This window comes from Stenotrophomonas sp., assembly GCF_032056425.1.
Taxonomy (GTDB): Bacteria; Pseudomonadota; Gammaproteobacteria; order Xanthomonadales; family Xanthomonadaceae; genus Stenotrophomonas.
The window spans coordinates 137,021-154,673 of the sequence record NZ_DAMBCN010000001.1 but is presented as its reverse complement, the minus strand read 5'-3'; the positions used below and the strand labels follow the sequence as shown (position 1 = coordinate 154,673).

Genomic DNA, 17,653 nt, shown 5'->3' with positions numbered 1-17,653 from the left:
CATGGCCGCCGGGCCATGCCCGGCGACCACCCGCATCACATCAGCCGTGCAGGTCGTAGCGATCCAGTTCCATCACCCGCGTCCAGGCGGCAATGAAGTCCTGCACGAACTTCTTCTCGCCATCTGCGCTGGCATAGACCTCGGCCAGCGCGCGCAGCACGGCATTGGAACCGAACACCAGATCGGCGCGGGTGCCGGTCCAGCGGGCGGCGCCGTCGCCGCGGCCACGGCCTTCGTAGCTTTCGCGGCCGGTGGCCTTCCACTGCGTGCCCATATCCAGCAGGTTCACGAAGAAGTCGTTGCTGAGCGTACCCGGGCGCGCGGTGAACACGCCGTGCTTGCCACCGTCGGCGTTGGCACCGAGCACGCGCAGGCCACCAACCAGCGCGGTCATCTCCGGCGCGGTCAGGGTCAGCAGCTGTGCCTTGTCGATCAGCAGGGCCTCGCCCGGCACCGCGTAGGCGCCCTTCAGGTAGTTGCGGAAGCCATCGGCGGCCGGTTCCAGCACCGCGAACGATTCCACGTCGGTCTGTTCCTGGCTGGCATCGGTGCGGCCAGGGGTGAACGGCACGCTGACCTCATGGCCACCGGCCTTGGCCGCCTGTTCCACACCCACGCCACCGGCCAGCACGATCAGATCTGCCAGCGACACCTGCTTGCTGCTGCCGGCGTTGAACGCGGCCTGCACTTTTTCCAGCGCGGCCAGCACCTTGGCCAGCTGCTGCGGCTGGTTCACCGCCCAGTCCTTCTGCGGGGCCAAGCGCACGCGTGCACCGTTGGCACCACCGCGCTTGTCCGAGCCGCGGAAGGTGGAGGCCGACGCCCAGGCGGTGGACACCAGCTCGGCCACGCTCAGGCCGCTGGCGGCGATCTGCTGCTTCAGCGCGGCGATGTCCTTGGCGTCGATCAGCGGGTGCTGCGCTTCCGGCAGCGGGTCCTGCCAGATGAACTGTTCGGCCGGAATTTCCGGGCCGAGATAACGCGCGCGCGGGCCCATGTCGCGGTGGGTCAGTTTGAACCAGGCGCGGGCGAAGGCATCGGCGAAGGCCTGCGGGTTTTCCAGGAAACGGCGCGAGACCTTTTCATACGCCGGGTCCATGCGCAGCGAGAGGTCGGTGGTCAGCATGGTCGGGCGATGCTTCTTCGACGGATCGTGTGCGTCTGGAATCACCGCGTCGGCATTCTTGGCCACCCACTGGTGGGCACCGGCCGGGCTCTTGGTCAGTTCCCATTCGTTGCCGAACAGGATCTCGAAGAAGTCGTGGCTCCACTGCGCCGGGGTGCGGGTCCAGGTGACTTCCAGGCCGCTGGTGATGGTGTCGCCGCCCTTGCCGCTGCCGAAGCTGTTGGCCCAGCCCAGGCCCTGGTTTTCCAGATCGGCCGCTTCCGGTTCCTTGCCCACGTTGTCGGCCGGGCCGGCGCCGTGGGTCTTGCCGAAGCTGTGGCCACCGGCGATCAGGGCGACGGTTTCCTCATCGTCCATGGCCATGCGGCCGAAGGTATCGCGGATGTCATGCGCGGCCAGCACCGGGTCGGGGTTGCCGTCCGGGCCTTCCGGGTTCACGTAGATCAGGCCCATCTGCACTGCGGCCAGCGGGTTTTCCAGCTTTCGCGAATGCACATCGCCGTCGGCATCGTCATCGGACACCAGCACGCCGTGGTCTTCCTGCACGCCTTCGGAGCCGTGCTTGTAGCGCACGTCGCCGCCCAGCCAGGTGGTTTCGCGGCCCCAGTACACGTCCTGGTCCGGTTCCCAGGTATCTGGGCGGCCACCGGCGAAGCCGAGCGTCTTGAAGCCCATCGATTCAAGGGCGACGTTACCGGTCAGGATCAGCAGGTCGGCCCAGGAAATGGCCTGGCCGTACTTCTGCTTGATCGGCCACAGCAGGCGGCGGGCCTTGTCCAGGCTGACGTTGTCCGGCCAGCTGTTGAGCGGAGCGAAGCGCTGCTGGCCGCGGCCGCCACCACCGCGGCCATCGCCGATGCGGTAGGTGCCGGCGCTGTGCCAGGCCATGCGGATGAACAGGCCGCCGTAGTGGCCGAAGTCGGCCGGCCACCAGTCCTGCGAGTCGGTCATCAGTGCCTTCAGGTCGGCCTTCAGGGCCGCGTAATCCAGGCCCTGGAACGCCTTGGCGTAATCGAAGCCGGCATCGAGCGGGTTGGAGCGCGCCGAATGCTGGTTCAGCAGGTCCACGCGCAACTGGTTCGGCCACCAGTCGCGGTTGGTCGTGGCGTCACCGACCACGGCATGGTTGAAGGGGCACTTGGCTTCGCTTTTCATGGGTATCTACCTGTGGGCTGGCGAAATGGGAATCGGATTCAAGCCCACGATAGGCAGGGCCTGATGATCGGTAAATTCGATTGATTCAACCAATGCGATAGTGGTGACCTATGGTGCCGTCTGGCTAGGACGGTCGTGGCCGATCAGCGCTTCAACAGGCCTGCGCCCAGCTTCATCAGGTCGCTGGCCCCGAACTGGCCATCGCCGTCCTGGTCCAGGGCGCCGCCCAGCAGGCTGCCCAGGCCGCCGCCGCTCTGCGCTTCCTGCCCCAGCGCACTGCTGAGTTCGGTGGCATTGCCCTGCTGGGCAAACCGCTGGGCCAAAAACGACATGACGATGGGGGCGAGAATCGCCAGCAGCTTGCCGGAGGTGCCGCTGTCCAGCCCGGTCTTCTGGCCCAGAGCCGCGGCCGCCTGCGGCTGCTGGCCGCCGAACACGTGGCCGAGGATGCCGGCGCCGTCGGTGGCACTGCTGCCACCGCCGCCCATCATCGCGCCGAGGATGCCGCCCAGGTCGAAGCCGCCGCCACCGCCGCTGTGGTTGCGCTGCAGGGCATTGAGCAGGGACTGCGCGCCCTGCGGTTCACTGGCGTTCTGGCCCATGGCGCCCAGCAGCAGGGGCAGGGCGCTGCCCACCGCCTGGCGGGTCTGCGCGCTGTCCAGGCCAAGCTGCTGTGATACCTGCTGCAGGCCCTGGCCCTGCTGCAGTTGCTGGAACAGGGACGCGGCGAGGGATTGCGTATTCATGGCGGTCTCCGTTCAGTGAAGGAGGGACCGCCCGAGCATAACGCCGGGTACACGACGGCAGTGCGAAGGGATCATGGCGCCCGGGCGGGCGCCGTGCCGACCGGTAGCGCCGGGCCATGCCCGGCGGGTGCCGTTACAACAACGCCTTCAACCGGTACAGCGCTTCCAGCGCCTGCTTCGGGGTCAGCTCGTCCGGATCGATCGCTGCCAGCGCTTCCTGCGCCTTGTTCGATGGCGCGGCGAACAGGCCGAACTGCTGCGGTGCATCCAGCGCCTGCGGGGCCACGGCGGCGGCATGGCTTTCACCACCGCGCTGTTCCAGTTCGGCCAGGCGGCGCCGTGCCTGCGCCACGGTGGCGCGTGGCAGGCCGGCCAGCGCGGCCACCTGCAGGCCGAAGCTGCGGTTGGCCGGGCCGTCCTTCACGGCATGCATGAACACCAGTGCATCGCCATGCTCGACCGCATCCAGATGCACGTTGGCAATGCCACTGGCGCCGCCTTCGTGCTGCTCGTCGGCCAGCGCGGTCAGTTCGAAGTAGTGGGTGGCAAACAGCGTGTAGCAGCGGTTCTGGTAGGCCAGATGGCGTGCCACCGCATCGGCCAAGGCCAGGCCGTCGTAGGTGGACGTGCCGCGGCCGATCTCGTCCATCAGCACCAGCGAATGCGCGGTGGCGTGGTGCAGGATGTAGCTGGTTTCGGCCATTTCCACCATGAAGGTGGACTGCCCGCGGGCCAGGTCGTCGCCGGCGCCGATGCGGGTAAGGATGCGGTCGATCGGGCCGATCAGGGCACGGCTGGCCGGCACGAAGCTGCCGATATGGGCCAGCAGCACGATCAGCGCGTTCTGCCGCATGTAGGTGGACTTACCGCCCATGTTCGGGCCGGTGATGACCAGCATGCGACGGTCCGGGTGCAGGTCCAGATCGTTGGGTTCGAAGGGCTGTTCGCGCACCGCCTCGACCACCGGGTGGCGGCCGCGTTCGATCTTCAGGCAGGGCTCGGCCTGCAGTTCCGGGCGCGCCCAGTCCAGCGCCTGCGCGCGTTCGGCGAAGGCGGCCAGCACGTCCAGTTCGCTCAGTGCGGCGGCGCACTGCTTAAGCGGTTCCAGCTGGCTGCCCAGGGTGTCGAGCAGTTGTTCGTAGAGGTACTTTTCGCGCGACAGCGAACGATCGCGCGCGGACAGTACCTTGTCCTCGAACGCCTTCAGTTCTTCGGTGATGTAGCGCTCGGCATTGGTGAGCGTCTGCCGGCGGGTGTAGTGCACCGGCGCGCGGTCGGACTGGCCCTTGCTGATTTCAATGTAGTAGCCGTGCACGCGGTTGTAGCCCACCTTCAGGGTGGGAATGCCGCTGCTCTCGCGCTCGCGCAGTTCCAGGTCAACCAGGAACTGGTCGGCGTGGGTGGACAGGCGGCGCAGCTCGTCCAGTTCGGCATCGAAGCCATCGGCCAGCACGCCGCCATCGCTCAGCTTCAGCGGCGGCATTTCGGCAATGGCGCTGGCCAGCAGGTGCGCACACTCGTCGTGCTCGCCCAGTGCAGCGTGCAGGGTCTGCAGGCGCGGCGAATCCAGCGGCGCCAGCACCTCGCGCACGGCCGGCAGCAGGCCCAGGCCATCGCGCAGGGTGGAAAAATCACGCGGGCGCGCCGAGCGCAGCGCCACGCGGGTGAGGATGCGTTCCAGATCGCCCAGGCGGCGGAACTGTTCGCGGATGTCTGCATCGCTGCCGCGGTCGATCAGCGTTTCCACCGCATGGTGGCGCTGCACCAGCACCTCGCGCAGGCGCAGCGGGCGGTGCAGCCAGCGCCGCAGCAGGCGGCCGCCCATCGGCGTGACCGTGCTGTCGAGCACGCCCAGCAGGGTGTTTCGGGTATCGCCATCGACCCGCGTGTCCAGTTCCAGATGGCGGCGGGTGGCGGCGTTCATCGCGATCGCCTCACCGGCCGTTTCCATCGCAATGGACGTCAGGTGCGGCAGGCGCTGCTTCTGGGTTTCTTCCACATAGCCGAGCAGGGCGCCGGCGGCAGCGGTGGCACGCGGCTTGTCGTCGATGCCGAAGCCGCTGAGGTCGTGCAGCTTGAAGAAGGCCAGCAGCTGGCGGCGGCCACTGTCGGCATCGAACAGCCACGGCGCGCGGCGGCGCACACCGATGCGCTGGCGCAGGAACTCGGGCCAGTTCTCTTCATCGGGCACCAGCAGTTCGGCCGGCTCCAGGCGGGCCAGTTCGGCTTCCAGTGCGTCGTCGGTTTCCACTTCGTTGACCAGGAAGCGGCCGCCGGCCAGATCGGCCCAGGCCAGGCCATAGCCCTGCTTGCTGCGCGACAGCGCCATCAGCAGGGTGTCGCGGCGCTCGTCCAGCAGAGCCTCGTCGGTGACCGTGCCGGGGGTGACGATGCGCACGACCTTGCGCTCGACCAGGCCCTTGGCCAGTGCCGGGTCGCCGATCTGTTCGCAGATGGCCACCGATTCACCCAGCGCCACAAGGCGGGCCAGGTAGCCCTCGTAGGCATGCACCGGCACGCCGGCCATCGGGATGGGCGCGCCGCCGGAGCTGCCGCGCTGGGTGAGGGTGATGTCCAGCAGCCGCGCCGCCTTGCGAGCGTCGTCGTAGAACAGCTCGTAGAAGTCGCCCATGCGGAAGAACAGCAGCAGGTCCGGATAGTCGGACTTGGCTGCGAAGAACTGCTTCATGAGGGGCGTGTGCTCTGCACTGCCCTTCGATGCAGACGGTTTCGCTTTTGAATCAGTGGTTTGCAAGAGAACTTCCTACGGGTTGTAGCGATCGATCTCGGCAGCTGACGGCGCGCAACCGAGGCACCAAGTTTAAGCTGACCCACCGCCAAATCCGCGAACTGAGTGGGCCACGCGCCCGGTTGTGGGCCATCGTGCAAGGCGGCCCTGTCCCCACAGGTGTTGGCAGCCTGCAGAAGGCCATTGCCGTCTGCTGGGCGGCGCCACCGGGTCGCGTTGGGACGGCGCTTCGGTGAGCGTTTCCGGCTCGGACACGGACTGCAAATCTGTGTGATGCCGCCGCGACACGGTCTAGACGGCACGACCGGGATGCTCGCAGCTCTCCGGCTGCGACCCCGCAACCGGTACACAGAGTATCCCCCATGCGCGACCCGGCAAGATCCACACGCTACGCCACCCCGTCCCGCGTCCGCGAGGGGCGCCCGTTCCCCCAAGGCGCCTTTTTCGACGGCCACGGCACCAACTTCGCGCTTTTCAGCGCGCACGCCACCAAGGTTGAACTCTGCCTGTTCGACGACGAGGGAAACGAACAGCGCATCGAGCTGCCGGAGTACACCAACGAGATCTGGCACGGCTACCTGCCCGAGGTAAAGCCAGGCCAGCGCTACGGCTACCGGGTGCATGGCCCGTACGCTCCGGCTGAAGGCCACCGTTTCAATCACCACAAGCTGCTGCCTGACCCCTACGCACGCGAAATCGATGGCGACCTGACCTGGGCCGATGAGCTTTATGGCTACACCATCGGTCACCCGGATGGCGACCTCAGCTTTGATGAGCGTGACAGCGCGCCGTTCATGCCCAAGGCCGTGGTGGTGGAAGACACCTATGACTGGGAAGGGGATGAGCGCCTGCTCACGCCCTGGAACCGCACGGTCGTTTACGAGACCCACGTGCGCGGATACACCCAGCGCCATCCCGACGTAGGCCAGGACGTGCGTGGGACCTGTGCCGGCCTCGCCCAGCCTGCCGTGCTCGATTACATCCGCGACCTGGGCGTGACCGCCGTGGAGCTGCTGCCGGTGCACGCCTATCTGGACGACAACCACTTGCTGGAAAAGGGCCTGCGCAATTACTGGGGCTACAACACGCTGGCCTTTTTCGCGCCCAAGCGTCGCTATCTGGCCAGTGGCCATCGCGACGAGTTCCGCGACATGGTCAAGGCCATGCACGGGAAAGGTCTGGAGGTATTCATGGATGTGGTCTACAACCATACCGCTGAAGGCAACGAGCTTGGGCCGACGCTGTCATTCAAGGGGATCGACAATGCCAGCTACTATCGCCTGGCCGAGGACAAGCGCTACTACATCAACGACACCGGTACGGGCAACACGTTCAATCTGAGCAACCTGCAGGCCATCCGCTTCGTCTGCGACTCCCTGCGTTACTGGGCGCAGGACATGCACGTGGACGGCTTCCGCTTCGACCTCGCCACCATCCTGGGGCGGGAACCGACAGGGTTCGACCAGCGTGGCGGCTTCCTCGATGCGGTCGGCCAGGATCCGCTGCTCAGCCAGGTCAAGCTGATTGCCGAGCCGTGGGATTGCGGCCCGGGTGGCTACCAGGTCGGGCACTTCCCGCCGGGCTGGGCAGAGTGGAACGACAAGTTCCGCGATACCGCCCGCAGCTTCTGGAAGGGCGACGAGGGCAAGCTGGCCGAATTTGCCACGCGGCTGACCGGCTCGGCGGATCTGTTCGACCGACGCGGCCGCCGTCCGTGGGCCTCGGTCAACTTCATCACGGCGCACGACGGGTTCACCCTCAATGACCTGGTCAGCTACAACGAGAAGCACAACGACGCCAACGGCGAGGAGAATCGTGATGGCTCCAACAACGATTCGTCCTGCAACCATGGCGCCGAGGGGCCAACCGACGATGCCGGCATCAATGCGCTTCGCGAGCAGCAGATGCGCAACCTGCTGGCGACGCTGCTGCTTTCGCAGGGCACGCCGATGATGCTATCCGGCGACGAGCGCGCGCAGACGCAAGGCGGCAACAACAACACCTATTGCCAGGACAACGAAACGGCCTGGATCAACTGGGAGCAAGACACCACCGAGGGCCGGCTGGCCCAGTTCGTCCGCGACCTGCTGGCCCTGCGCCAACGCCATCGGATCCTGACCCGCGCCCGCTTCCTCAACGGCCAGTACAACGAACAGGCCGATGTGCGCGACCTGACCTGGCTGAATCCCGCAGGCAGGGAGATGTCTGATGAGGACTGGAGTGACGCGGGTGCGCGCTCGGTCGGGCTCCTGCTGGAGGGCAGGGCTCAGGCATCAGGCGTGCGCGAGCATGCCAGCGACGCCAGTCTGCTGGTGGTGATCAACGCCTATCACGAAGGGGTCGAGTTCGCGCTCCCGGACGACGAGGGGGCCTCGCTCGACTGGTCCATGCTGCTGTCCACCGATGCTGGCCTTGCGGGTGAGCAGGACGTGCTGGGCGCCGGTCACTTGCTGGCCCCGCCGCGCAGTCTCACCGTCTTCCGTTGCGGGGCAGCGGCGGCTGGCTGAGCCCTGCAGAGAAGCCCCGCTTTCGCGGGGCTTCCGTTGTTTACGCGATATCCCACTTGTGCGCGGCGGCGGGCTTCTGCTTGTAGATTTGGCCAGCGAAGTCCACGTGCAGTTCCATCCACGCGCCCCCGTTCTGGCGGGCCAGTACTTCAAAGTGCTTGGGGTGACGCTGCGGCTGCCCAGCCGATGTCCACCCCGCCTGTTTCACCGCATGCAGCGCGGCGGCGGGGTCTGCCTGCGCGTGCCTGTCGGCAGGGTGGCCCGGCCCGTGGTGCGGCTTCTTGTGCTCGATCTCCACCCGCCTGCCACCGGTGCGGGCAATGCTGAGGACCTTGATTTCCGAAGGGCGGCGTTCACCCTCCAAGGTAACGGCGAGGCCGGCCTTGAGAGCGAAAGCCTCGGCGCCTTTCGGCCCCAGATCGGCCAGATAGGGCTGGCCATCGGTCAGCAGGGTAAAGCGGTGGGCGAACACGTGTTCGATAACGCCGGACAAGGCGATTTTCTCGTGGTGCGGCATGTATTTCTCCTGAGAGCGCCCATGCTCGGGCGCACGTATCAGGTGGGTGCCGCATGGCGCGCGTGCAATGCAGTCCGATGCCGGAGTTCAGCGCAGGTTGCCACACGCAGATCACATGATCACTCATCCGACACCGGTCGGTCCCTCAAGAACCAGCCGCACCTTGCGCAGCAGCTGCTGGCGGTTGAAGGGTTTGTTCAGCACCTCGTACTCCGACCCCCCCGCATCTGTACGTTCAATCCCGGCTTCGGCATAGCCCGTCGTCAGCAGCACCTTGAGTTTCGGCAGGCGGCGCTTGGCCTCACGGGCCAACAGGACGCCATTCATGCCGCCGGGCATGATCAGATCGGTGAACAGCAGATCGAAGACCTCGCCCTGTTCCAACAGCGCCAGCGCCGATGCCCCATCGTTGGCGACACGGGTCCGGTAGCCGCCGCCTTCAAGCAGCATCTGCGCAAGTTCGGCGACATCATCACGGTCTTCGACAATCAGGATGCGCTCGCTACCGCCGCGGTCCATGGCCATATTGGATGGTGCGGCGTCCTTGGTCAGCGCATCGGTGGTGGCAGGGAAGTACAGGCTGACCGTGGTGCCCACGCCGGGCTCGGAGGCGATGCGCACGGTGCCGCCGGATTGCTTGACGAAGCCATAGACCATCGAGAGTCCCAGGCCAGTGCCTTCACCTTCCTCCTTTGTGGTGAAGAAGGGGTCCATCACCCGGCGCACAATGTCCGGCGACATGCCGCTGCCGTTGTCCTGCACCGAAATGCAGACCAGACGACCGGCCGGCAGGTGATCGAGTTCGTTGGCAGCGGCAGTCTTGGAGACCTCCACGTTTCGCGTGCTCAGCCGTACGCGCTGGTCCGACCGACCCTTCAGCGCATCGCGCGCATTGATGACCAGATTGAGAATGGCCACTTCGGCCTGGGTCGTATCGATCCTGCAGTTCCAGAGCGCGGGTGCCAGATTCATCTGCAGCTGTACATCTGCGCCTACCCGTTGCGCGGCCAGTTCCACCGTGGAGGACACGAGGGCATTGAGATTGACCGTGCGGCCCTCCAGTTTCTGCCGTCGCGAGAATGCCAACAGCTGCTGGGTCAGCACCGCAGCCTTGTTGGCGGCGGACTGCGCCTGGGTGGCGGCGCGCCTGACGAAGCTGTCGGGCGGAAGCTCCTTGTCAGACGTGCCGGTGATCATCTCCAGGTAGCCGGACATGACCTGCAGAAGATTGTTGAAATCGTGCGCAATGCCGCCCGTCAGCTGGCCAAGGGCTTCCATCTTCTGCGCCTGGCGAAGCGAATCCTCCGCATCACGTCGGCGCGAAACATCCAGCTGCGAACCAAAGAAGTACACCAGCGTGCCGGCGTCGTCGAACACCGGCGACACAAAAAGGGCGTTCCAGAAGGTCGAACCGTCCTTGCGGTAGTTCAGAACCTCGGTCGCGGCCTCACGGTTCTCGGCGATGGCCTCACGGATCTCGGCGATTGCATCCGGATCGGTCTCCGGCCCCTGCAGGAAGCGGCAGTTGCGGCCAAGCAGCTCGTCCCGCTCATAGCCGGTCATTTCAACGAATGCCCGGTTGGCGAAGATGATTGGATTATCGGGCTGGTGCGGATCGGTGATGATCATCGGCATCCGCGTGGTTTCCACGGCGCTGAAGAAGATGTCTGATCGCTTGTCACCGATGGGCAACGCGTTCTCGCTTCGTATCGACGGCGACGGAAATCCCTTGAATTGATCGTTCGACACGCGATTCCCTGCTCGGTTGGATCGGATGACCGGAACAGTACCGGGCCCATCAGAGCCCGGCACCTTGCCACAACCGGAGTGAAAAAGACCGCGCTCAGTATGAATGGTTCAGACTAACGCCTATCGGCCTCACGCAATGCCCGCACCACCGGTTACGCCGAAGACTTCACCGGTCAGGTAGCTGCCTTCCTGACTGGCCAGCAGCACATAGATCGGAGCGATCTCCACCGGCTGGCCCGGCCGCTTCATCGGCACCTGCGTGCCGAAGTGGGTCACCGCCTCGGTCGGTTGGCCACCGGAGGACTGCAGCGCCGTCCAGAACGGGCCCGGCGCAACTACATTGGCGCGGATTCCCTTTTCGACCAGCTGTGCCGACAGCGCCTTGGTGTAGGCCACGATACCCGCCTTGGTGGTGGCGTAATCCAGCAGGATGGCCGACGGGTCATACGCCTGCACCGAGGCAGTGGTGATGACCGCCGCGCCCGGCGGCAGATGCGGAACGGCTGCCTGGCAGATCCAGTGCATGGCGTAGAGGTTGGTCTTCATCGTCTTGTCGAAGTCCTCTGCGCTCAGCTCCCCGATGCTGTCCCGATACTGCTGGCGGGCCGCATTGACCACCAGGATGTCCAGGCCGCCGAAGGCTTCCACGGTGCGCTCGACCATCGTCCTGCACCACTCCGGGTCGGTGATGTCACCCGGCAGCGCCAGCGCCTTGCGGCCTTCGGCTTCGATCAGTGCGAACACTTCTTCTGCGTCCGAGGCTTCGGACGGCAGATAGGACAAGGCAACATCGGCGCCCTCACGGGCGTAAGCAATGGCGGCAGCGCGACCGATGCCGCTGTCTGCGCCGGTGATCAGCGCCCGGCGTCCACTCAGTTTGCCCGAACCCTGGTAGCTGGTTTCACCGTGGTCCGGCACCGGGTCCATGGCGGCCGCCTTGCCCGGCACGGGCTGCGGCTGGGCGGGGAAGGGCGGCTGCGGATACTGGCTGCGGGGGTCCTGCATTTTCAGACGATCGGTCATGGTCGATCCTTATCGTGGGGCGGGGAGGAATGGGCCGCTCAAGGGCAGTCCAGGGTGTCTGCAATGGTGGCCATGGCCATTACCTGGGCCAGGTGGCTCAGGCCTTGCGGGGTATTGCCGAGATAGTGGCCCGTAGCGGGGTCCACCATTTCGCTGAGTACGCCTTGGCAGCGACCAAGCGCGCCATTCAACGCATCCACGCGGGCGCGGGCGTCCTCGACGAAGCCCAGCCGTGCGTAGGCCTCAGCCAGCCAGTAGGAGCAGGCGATGAAGCAGCCTTCTTCTTCGGGCATGCCCGAGTAGCGGTAGTGGAAGTGTGATTCCCCCAGCTCGCGGTCGATGGCGCGCAGGGTGGCCAGCAGCCGTTCCCTGCCGTCGAAACGGAAGCGCACTGCCAGCGCCAGTGCCGCGTCCAGCTTGCCGCTGCCGGGGTACATCTCAAACGCCTGCAGGTCATCGGACCAGCAATGGGTTTCGATCCAGTCACTGATGCGGTCACGCTCGCGCTGCCAGCGGTCACGGCATGTGGTCGGCAACTGGCCCTGGTCGGCCAGCTCGACCGCCCGTGCCAGTGCCTGCCAGCAGCTGATCTTGGACATCGTGTAATGCTCCAGCTCGCGCAGTTCCCAGATGCCGGAGTCCCTCGCGCGCCAGTGGTCCGCACAGAGGTCGGCAATGCGGGAAAGCAGCTCCGCGCTGGCGCCATCCAGAATATTGCCGGCCGCCACGAAGCAGAACGCAGTCTCGAAGATGTCGCCGTAGATGCCGTGCTGGTGCTGGTCGCCGGCAAGATTGCCTTTCACTACCGGCTGCGTATCGCGGTAGCCGCGCATGGGCAGCTCCTGTACCTGTTCCACCGTCCCGCCATCGAGAGTGAAGACCACTTTCGGTCCGTGGCGGCGCAGCTGGCGCAGCAGCCAGGTAAACGCCGCTTTTGATTCCGCCTCCAGACCTGCGGCCAGGAACGCCTGGATGGTGTAGCCGGCGTCGCGCACCCAGGCGTAGCGATAGTCGAAGTTCTTGTCGCCGCCGATGCGCTCGGGCAGCGAGGTGGTGGCCGCTGCAGCAATGGCGCCCGAGGGTGAATAGAGCAGCAGCTTCAGGGCCAGCGTGCTGCGTACGAACGTGGTCCGGTCCCAGCCGTCATAGCGCACATTACTCGCCCAGGCCTTCCATTCCCGATCGGTCAGGTCGATGCGGCCGTCCACTTCCTCTACCGACGGCGCTACCAGGGGCTCATCCTCGCCCACCACCAGCGCCACGGTGACCCGCTCGCCAGCGCTGACCGTGCACTCGCCGCATGCACCCTCGTCGGTCCATTGCAGCTGCAGCGCAGGATGGTGGACGACAACGCCCAGCAGCCGCTGCACATGGAAGACCGTGTGATCCCCAATGGAAGAGCAGTAGGGGCTGGCAGATTGCGCCCGTGTGCTCGGCCGCATGTGCACGGTGAAACGTACATCGCCCTCAAGACCCTCAATGCGCCTGGCCAGCTCACACCACGGTAGTCGACCGGCATTGCCGCTGTTCAGTGATTCCGTCAACGCGGCGCGACCGGACGCCGTCGTAAACACGGTTTCCAGCACGTTGCTTTCATCCCGGTAGCGGCGCTCAACAGTGCAGGGCTCGGTCGGCGCGATAATGAAGTACCCACCATTGCCGCCGTCCAGCAGGCGATCAAACAGGGGCGGGCTGTCCATGTTGGGCGCACACCACCAGTCGATGGATCCGTCGCAGCCGGTCAGGGCAACAGAGCGCCCCTCGCCCAGGGCGGAATACTGTTCGATCGGCAGCGCATCGTCGCGCCTGGGCTCAAACCTCGACATCAATGCACCCGCCGGCAGGCAAGCAAGGCGGCCGGAGCAGCGACAGAGGGGCACATGATGGAAATCCAGACGTGGGGTGCATCGAACCTAGAGAGCCCTGTGCGCAAACAGGGTGAGGCGGTGTTCAACGCCACGTGATCATTGCTCGGCGTTGACACCTGCATGCACGCCCCATGGACACGCCGACGACCATGCTCGTGCTGCTACACGTCGAGGTCCGCATGCAACGTCCCACACTCTTCCTCCTGCACAACCTGGGCGCCAGCCATCAGGAATGGGTCGCCGTACAGCGTATGCTCGGCACGCACTTTGAGTGTGTGGCGCTGGACATACCTGGCTTCGGCGGCACGTGCGCAGGCAACGCGACCGGCGTCGATGCGCTGGTGGACTGGTTCCAGCAGGAAGTGACCGCGCGTGCACCCACCTGCTGGTTCGTCGTCGGCCACAGCATGGGGGGCAAGATCGCAACGCTGCTTGCCGCGCGCAGCCGCGACGGCGTACGGGGGCTGGCAGGCCTGGCCGGTGTAGTGCTGGTGGCGGCATCACCGCCGTGCCCCGAGCCCATGGAAGAGGCACGCCGCCAGGAGATGCTCGGGTGGTTCGCCCAAGGCGCTCCCAGTCGTGCCGATGCTGAAACATTCATCGACGCCAACACGCATCGTCCCTTGCAGGGTACCGCCCGCGAAGCCGCGATCGGCGATGTGCTGCGGACCGATGCCATCGCGTGGCGTGCCTGGCTGGAGCAGGGCAGCCGCGCGCATCGCCAGGAACAGGCGGCCCGCCTGCATGTGCCTGCGCTGATACTGGCGGGCGGAGAAGATGGCGACCTGGGTGAAGCCGCCCAGCGTGCACTGAACGCGCCCCATTATGCGCATGCGACCGTCGACATCGTGGCGGACGCGGCCCACCTGATTCCTGTCGAGCAGCCGGAGTGGCTTGCCTGCCGCATTGCAGCCTGGGCCGTGCCGTTGGCTGCGCGTGCACTTCCGGCGGCCTTCGTCCAGTTGTTGGATGCCGAACGGGTGGCGCCGCGCATGCGGGCCCGCCTGCTGGCCCGGCATGCCACGCCGTCGCCGCTGCCCGAGTCGGTCCTGCCGGCACGCCATCTGGCCGTGCTGGCTGCCTTGGCCGCACGCCTGCTACCCGGCGCAGATGCTGATGATCTCGCATTGCGCGTCGGCCATGCGCTGGTGAATCACGAGAGCGATGGCTGGCGCTTTGCCAACCTGCCGGCGGATGCGGTTGCGTGGTCACAGGCGCTGGACCAGCTGGATGCAGCTGCCAATGGATTCAGCACGCTCGCGCCCACCGCACAGCACGCCCTGCTTGAAAAGGTGCAACAGCAGAGCGCCGCCGCCCCGCCTGGCGCCGAACTGGACCCCGCGCAGTGGGCCAACTGGTTTGAGGATGCGCGGGCTTTGTTCGCCAGGACCTGGATGAGCCTCCCGTCTACGTGGGCTGCCGTTGGCTATGACGGCTTTGCTGTCGGCGGCAAGGGCGCGCGCAGTCCGGGCTATGAGCACACCCAGGCCGGGGTGATCGACGCATGGCAGCTGCCATGCTGAATCCCACTCACCGCCGTAACGGGAAGGACGAGTCGTTCGATGCGGTCATCATCGGCAGCGGTGCTGGCGGCGCTCCGCTGGCAGCCCGTCTGGCCGAGGCCGGCGTATCGGTGCTGGTGCTTGAAGCGGGTCGAACGTTCATACCCGACGACCACCTCGCCGACGAACTGGCCAACGACATCTACTGGATGGAAGAGCGCCTCAGTGGCGGCCAGACGCCTACCGCCTTTGGGGCCAACAATTCCGGCCAGGGTGTGGGTGGGTCTACCCTGCATTGGGGCGCGTTCTGCCCACGACCGGACCCCAGGGATCTGCGCATGCGCTCTCTGACAGGGCGGGGTGCCGACTGGCCCATCGCCGATGCCGAGTTGCGGGCCTACGTGCAGCGCGTCGAAACCTTCATCGGCGTATCGGGTCCCGCGCACTACCCGTGGGACCCGGCACGTCAGTACGGCTACCCGCCCGTGCTGCGCAATGCGTCCGCACAGGCCATGCAGCGCGGATGTGATGCGCTGGGCGTAGTAGCTACCGATGCCCCCGCCGCGCTGGTCAGCCGGGCGCGGCAGCAAGCGCACTGGGGTCTGCGCCAGGCCTGTAATCACTGCGGCGCCTGCCACCAGGGCTGCAGCAACGGCGCCAAGGCCAGCATGGATACCTCCTGGCTGCCGTGGGCAAGGGCCCACGGCGCGGTCATCCGCGACCAGAGCCGGGTGGTGGACCTTGAGCGCGACGCCCTGGGTCGAATCAGTGCAGTGGTCTACCAACGCGAACACCGCCTGCACCGGGTGAAGTGCTCTGCCGCCTTCCTGTGCGCCGGCGGCGTGGAAACCCCGCGCCTGCTGCTCAACCTGGGGCTGGCCAACAGCAGTGGCCAGGTGGGTCGCAACTTCATGGCCCACGTCGCCACCCAGGTGTGGGGGTTCTTTGACGCGGACATGTGCATGAACCGTGGCTACCCGTCCTCGCTCATCACTGAAGATTTCGTGCGCCCGCACGACGCCTCGTTTGCCGGCGGTTACCTCGTGCAGAGCCTGGGCGTGCAGCCCGCCACGTTGGCCAACACCCTCAGCCGGGGAGCCGGCCTATGGGGCCTGCCGCTGGTGCAGGCATTGTCTTCCTACCGGCAGATGGCCGGCATCGGCATCAATGGCGAATGCCTGCCGCAGGAGGGAAACCAGCTGACCCTCAGCGATGAACGGGATGCCTTCGGCATGCGGCGTGCGCGGGTGGATTTCAGCTTTGGCCCCAACGAAAAGGCGCTGGACGCACACGCCCAGGTCACGCTGACCCGCATCTGGGAAGCCGCAGGTGCCAGCGGCATCTTTGCCGCCGCGCGTTCGGCCCACACCCTGGGTACCTGCCGCATGGGCGAATCGGCCGACACCGCCGTGGTGGACGCTGACGGCCGCAGCTTCGATATTCCCAATCTCTTCATCTGCGACAACTCCACCTTCCCCAGTGCGCTGGCCGCCAACCCGGCGCTGACCCAGATGGCACTGGGCCTGCGCACCGCCGAGCGATTTCTGCAGACGCGGCCACCGCGCAGCACAACTTCTTCCCCAACAAAGGACACCACATGGATCTCGGAATAGAAGGGCGCATCGCGCTGGTCAGCGGCGCCGATTCGGGCATGGGCAAACAGACCGCACGCGAACTGCTGCAGGCCGGGGCACGCGTGGCCATTACGGATGTGGCCGACGGCACCCTGGATGAGGCGCTGCAGGCGTTGTCGCCGCTGGGCGAAGTCATGGCTGTTGCCGGTGATGTCACTGATGCCGAGGATGTGGAACGTATCTGGGCCACAGTGCGCGGCGAACTGGGTGATCCTGACATCTACGTCAACGCCGCAGGTGTCACCGGCGCCACGGGCGATTTCCTTGATGTGGATGACAACGGCTGGCTGAGTACGCTGGACATCAACCTGATGGGCGCGGTGCGCATGTGCCGCCAGGCCATACCGGCAATGCGCGCCAAGGGCTGGGGGCGCATCGTGCTGTTCGCCTCAGAAGATGCCGTGCAGCCGTACTCCGATGAGCTGCCGTACTGCGCGTCCAAGGCGGGTGTACTGAGCCTGGCCAAGGGCCTGTCCAAGCAGTACGGCAAGGACGGCGTCATGATCAATACCGTCTCACCGGCATTCATCCATACGCCGATGACCGACGCGATGATGCACAAGCGCGCCAGGGAAAAGGGCATGTCGTTCGAGGAGGCCATCCGCACCTTCCTGGACGAGGAGCGCCCGGGCATGGTGCTGAAGCGTCGTGGGCGTCCGGAAGAGGTCGCCGCCGCCGTGCTGCTGCTGTGTTCCGAACGGGCCAGCTTCATCAACGGCGCCAATATCCGCGTAGACTCGGGCTCGGTCTTCACCTTGGCCGGGTAGATCATCTCCGGCCCAGGCAGTGCCGGCCGCTGGCCGGCACCCCTCCAAAGATGCATGATGCCCACCATCGCCACCGCTGCGGGCTGGAATAACAAGCCGCTTCCCGCCCGCCATATCGCACTGAAGCTCGACTTCCACCGCGATGCTGCGGGGCCGGCCTGCGATCGTCATGGGCTGCTCCCCTTCGAGATGGAGGACACGTGGTTCCCCTGCTTCGAGGGCAATACGCTCTGCATGCACCGCTTCTGGACCGGCGTCTGCATCGTCCGGGTCCGCTTCGTGCCCGAGGGTGAGGGGCTGCGGGCCGTCA

10 protein-coding genes and 1 pseudogene are annotated in these 17,653 nt (G+C 66.1%); 4 read left to right on the top strand and 7 right to left on the bottom strand.

The window, feature by feature from the left end:
• Positions 1-40 precede the first annotated feature (40 nt).
• The 3 genes from katG to mutS all read right to left on the bottom strand — a co-directional run bounded on the left by katG (position 41) and on the right by mutS (position 5,716).
• Entirely contained in the window at positions 41-2,281 is a 2,241-nt protein-coding gene (gene katG / locus RTY46_RS00660; RefSeq protein WP_312706183.1) for a catalase/peroxidase HPI, read from the bottom strand.
• A gap of 143 nt (positions 2,282-2,424) precedes the next feature.
• A complete protein-coding gene (locus RTY46_RS00655) occupies positions 2,425-3,027 on the bottom strand; it encodes a DUF937 domain-containing protein (protein WP_312706182.1) in 603 nt (200 codons plus the stop codon).
• 133 nt (positions 3,028-3,160) lie between these two features.
• Positions 3,161-5,716, bottom strand: coding sequence for a DNA mismatch repair protein MutS (gene mutS, locus RTY46_RS00650; protein WP_312706181.1), 2,556 nt, complete (start codon positions 5,714-5,716; stop codon positions 3,161-3,163).
• Between the two features lie 422 nt (positions 5,717-6,138).
• Between mutS and glgX the strand changes: the two genes are divergently transcribed.
• Positions 6,139-8,283 (top strand): glycogen debranching protein GlgX, encoded by a 2,145-nt coding sequence (gene glgX / locus RTY46_RS00645; protein WP_312706180.1) that lies wholly within the window; start codon positions 6,139-6,141, stop codon positions 8,281-8,283.
• A gap of 40 nt (positions 8,284-8,323) precedes the next feature.
• On the opposite strand, the gene RTY46_RS00640 is transcribed toward glgX, so the two are convergent.
• The 4 genes from RTY46_RS00640 to RTY46_RS00625 form a co-directional block, all read right to left on the bottom strand.
• Positions 8,324-8,800 carry a hypothetical protein gene (locus RTY46_RS00640; RefSeq protein WP_312706179.1) on the bottom strand — a complete coding sequence of 159 codons (477 nt, stop codon included), beginning with the start codon at positions 8,798-8,800 and terminating at the stop codon, positions 8,324-8,326.
• Positions 8,801-8,923: 123 nt separating this feature from the next.
• Positions 8,924-10,510, bottom strand: coding sequence for a histidine kinase famiy protein (locus tag RTY46_RS00635; protein WP_312706339.1), 1,587 nt, complete (start codon positions 10,508-10,510; stop codon positions 8,924-8,926).
• A 168-nt stretch (positions 10,511-10,678) separates the two neighbouring features.
• Positions 10,679-11,572 (bottom strand): SDR family oxidoreductase, encoded by an 894-nt coding sequence (locus RTY46_RS00630; protein WP_312706178.1) that lies wholly within the window; start codon positions 11,570-11,572, stop codon positions 10,679-10,681.
• Between the two features lie 38 nt (positions 11,573-11,610).
• Positions 11,611-13,398: a glycoside hydrolase family 15 protein gene (locus RTY46_RS00625; protein ID WP_312706177.1), complete on the bottom strand. Its 1,788-nt coding sequence runs from the start codon at positions 13,396-13,398 to the stop codon at positions 11,611-11,613.
• Between the two features lie 221 nt (positions 13,399-13,619).
• On the opposite strand from RTY46_RS00625, the gene RTY46_RS00620 reads away from it, so the two are divergent.
• The 3 genes and pseudogenes from RTY46_RS00620 to RTY46_RS00610 all read left to right on the top strand — a co-directional run bounded on the left by RTY46_RS00620 (position 13,620) and on the right by RTY46_RS00610 (position 17,343).
• Complete coding sequence (locus RTY46_RS00620) at positions 13,620-14,963, top strand: alpha/beta hydrolase (RefSeq protein ID WP_312706338.1); 1,344 nt, start codon at positions 13,620-13,622, stop codon at positions 14,961-14,963.
• A pseudogene (locus RTY46_RS00615) lies at positions 14,957-16,489 on the top strand (GMC family oxidoreductase); the annotation flags it as partial. The gene RTY46_RS00620 and the pseudogene RTY46_RS00615, both read left to right, overlap by 7 nt.
• A 50-nt stretch (positions 16,490-16,539) precedes the next feature.
• Complete coding sequence (locus RTY46_RS00610; protein ID WP_312706176.1) at positions 16,540-17,343, top strand: SDR family oxidoreductase; 804 nt, start codon at positions 16,540-16,542, stop codon at positions 17,341-17,343.
• Positions 17,344-17,653 lie beyond the last annotated feature (310 nt).

What these genes read in the sequence shown, in the direction of transcription:
- RTY46_RS00630 (WP_312706178.1), bottom strand. Translation starts at nt 11,572, where the DNA reads ATGACCGATCGTCTGAAAATGCAGGACCCCCGCAGCCAGTATCCGCAG.
- mutS (WP_312706181.1), bottom strand. Translation starts at nt 5,716, where the DNA reads ATGAAGCAGTTCTTCGCAGCCAAGTCCGACTATCCGGACCTGCTGCTG.
- RTY46_RS00625 (WP_312706177.1), bottom strand. Translation starts at nt 13,398, where the DNA reads ATGTCGAGGTTTGAGCCCAGGCGCGACGATGCGCTGCCGATCGAACAG.
- RTY46_RS00655 (WP_312706182.1), bottom strand. Translation starts at nt 3,027, where the DNA reads ATGAATACGCAATCCCTCGCCGCGTCCCTGTTCCAGCAACTGCAGCAG.
- katG (WP_312706183.1), bottom strand. Translation starts at nt 2,281, where the DNA reads ATGAAAAGCGAAGCCAAGTGCCCCTTCAACCATGCCGTGGTCGGTGAC.
- RTY46_RS00620 (WP_312706338.1), top strand. Translation starts at nt 13,620, where the DNA reads ATGCAACGTCCCACACTCTTCCTCCTGCACAACCTGGGCGCCAGCCAT.
- RTY46_RS00610 (WP_312706176.1), top strand. Translation starts at nt 16,540, where the DNA reads ATGGATCTCGGAATAGAAGGGCGCATCGCGCTGGTCAGCGGCGCCGAT.
- glgX (WP_312706180.1), top strand. Translation starts at nt 6,139, where the DNA reads ATGCGCGACCCGGCAAGATCCACACGCTACGCCACCCCGTCCCGCGTC.
- RTY46_RS00640 (WP_312706179.1), bottom strand. Translation starts at nt 8,800, where the DNA reads ATGCCGCACCACGAGAAAATCGCCTTGTCCGGCGTTATCGAACACGTG.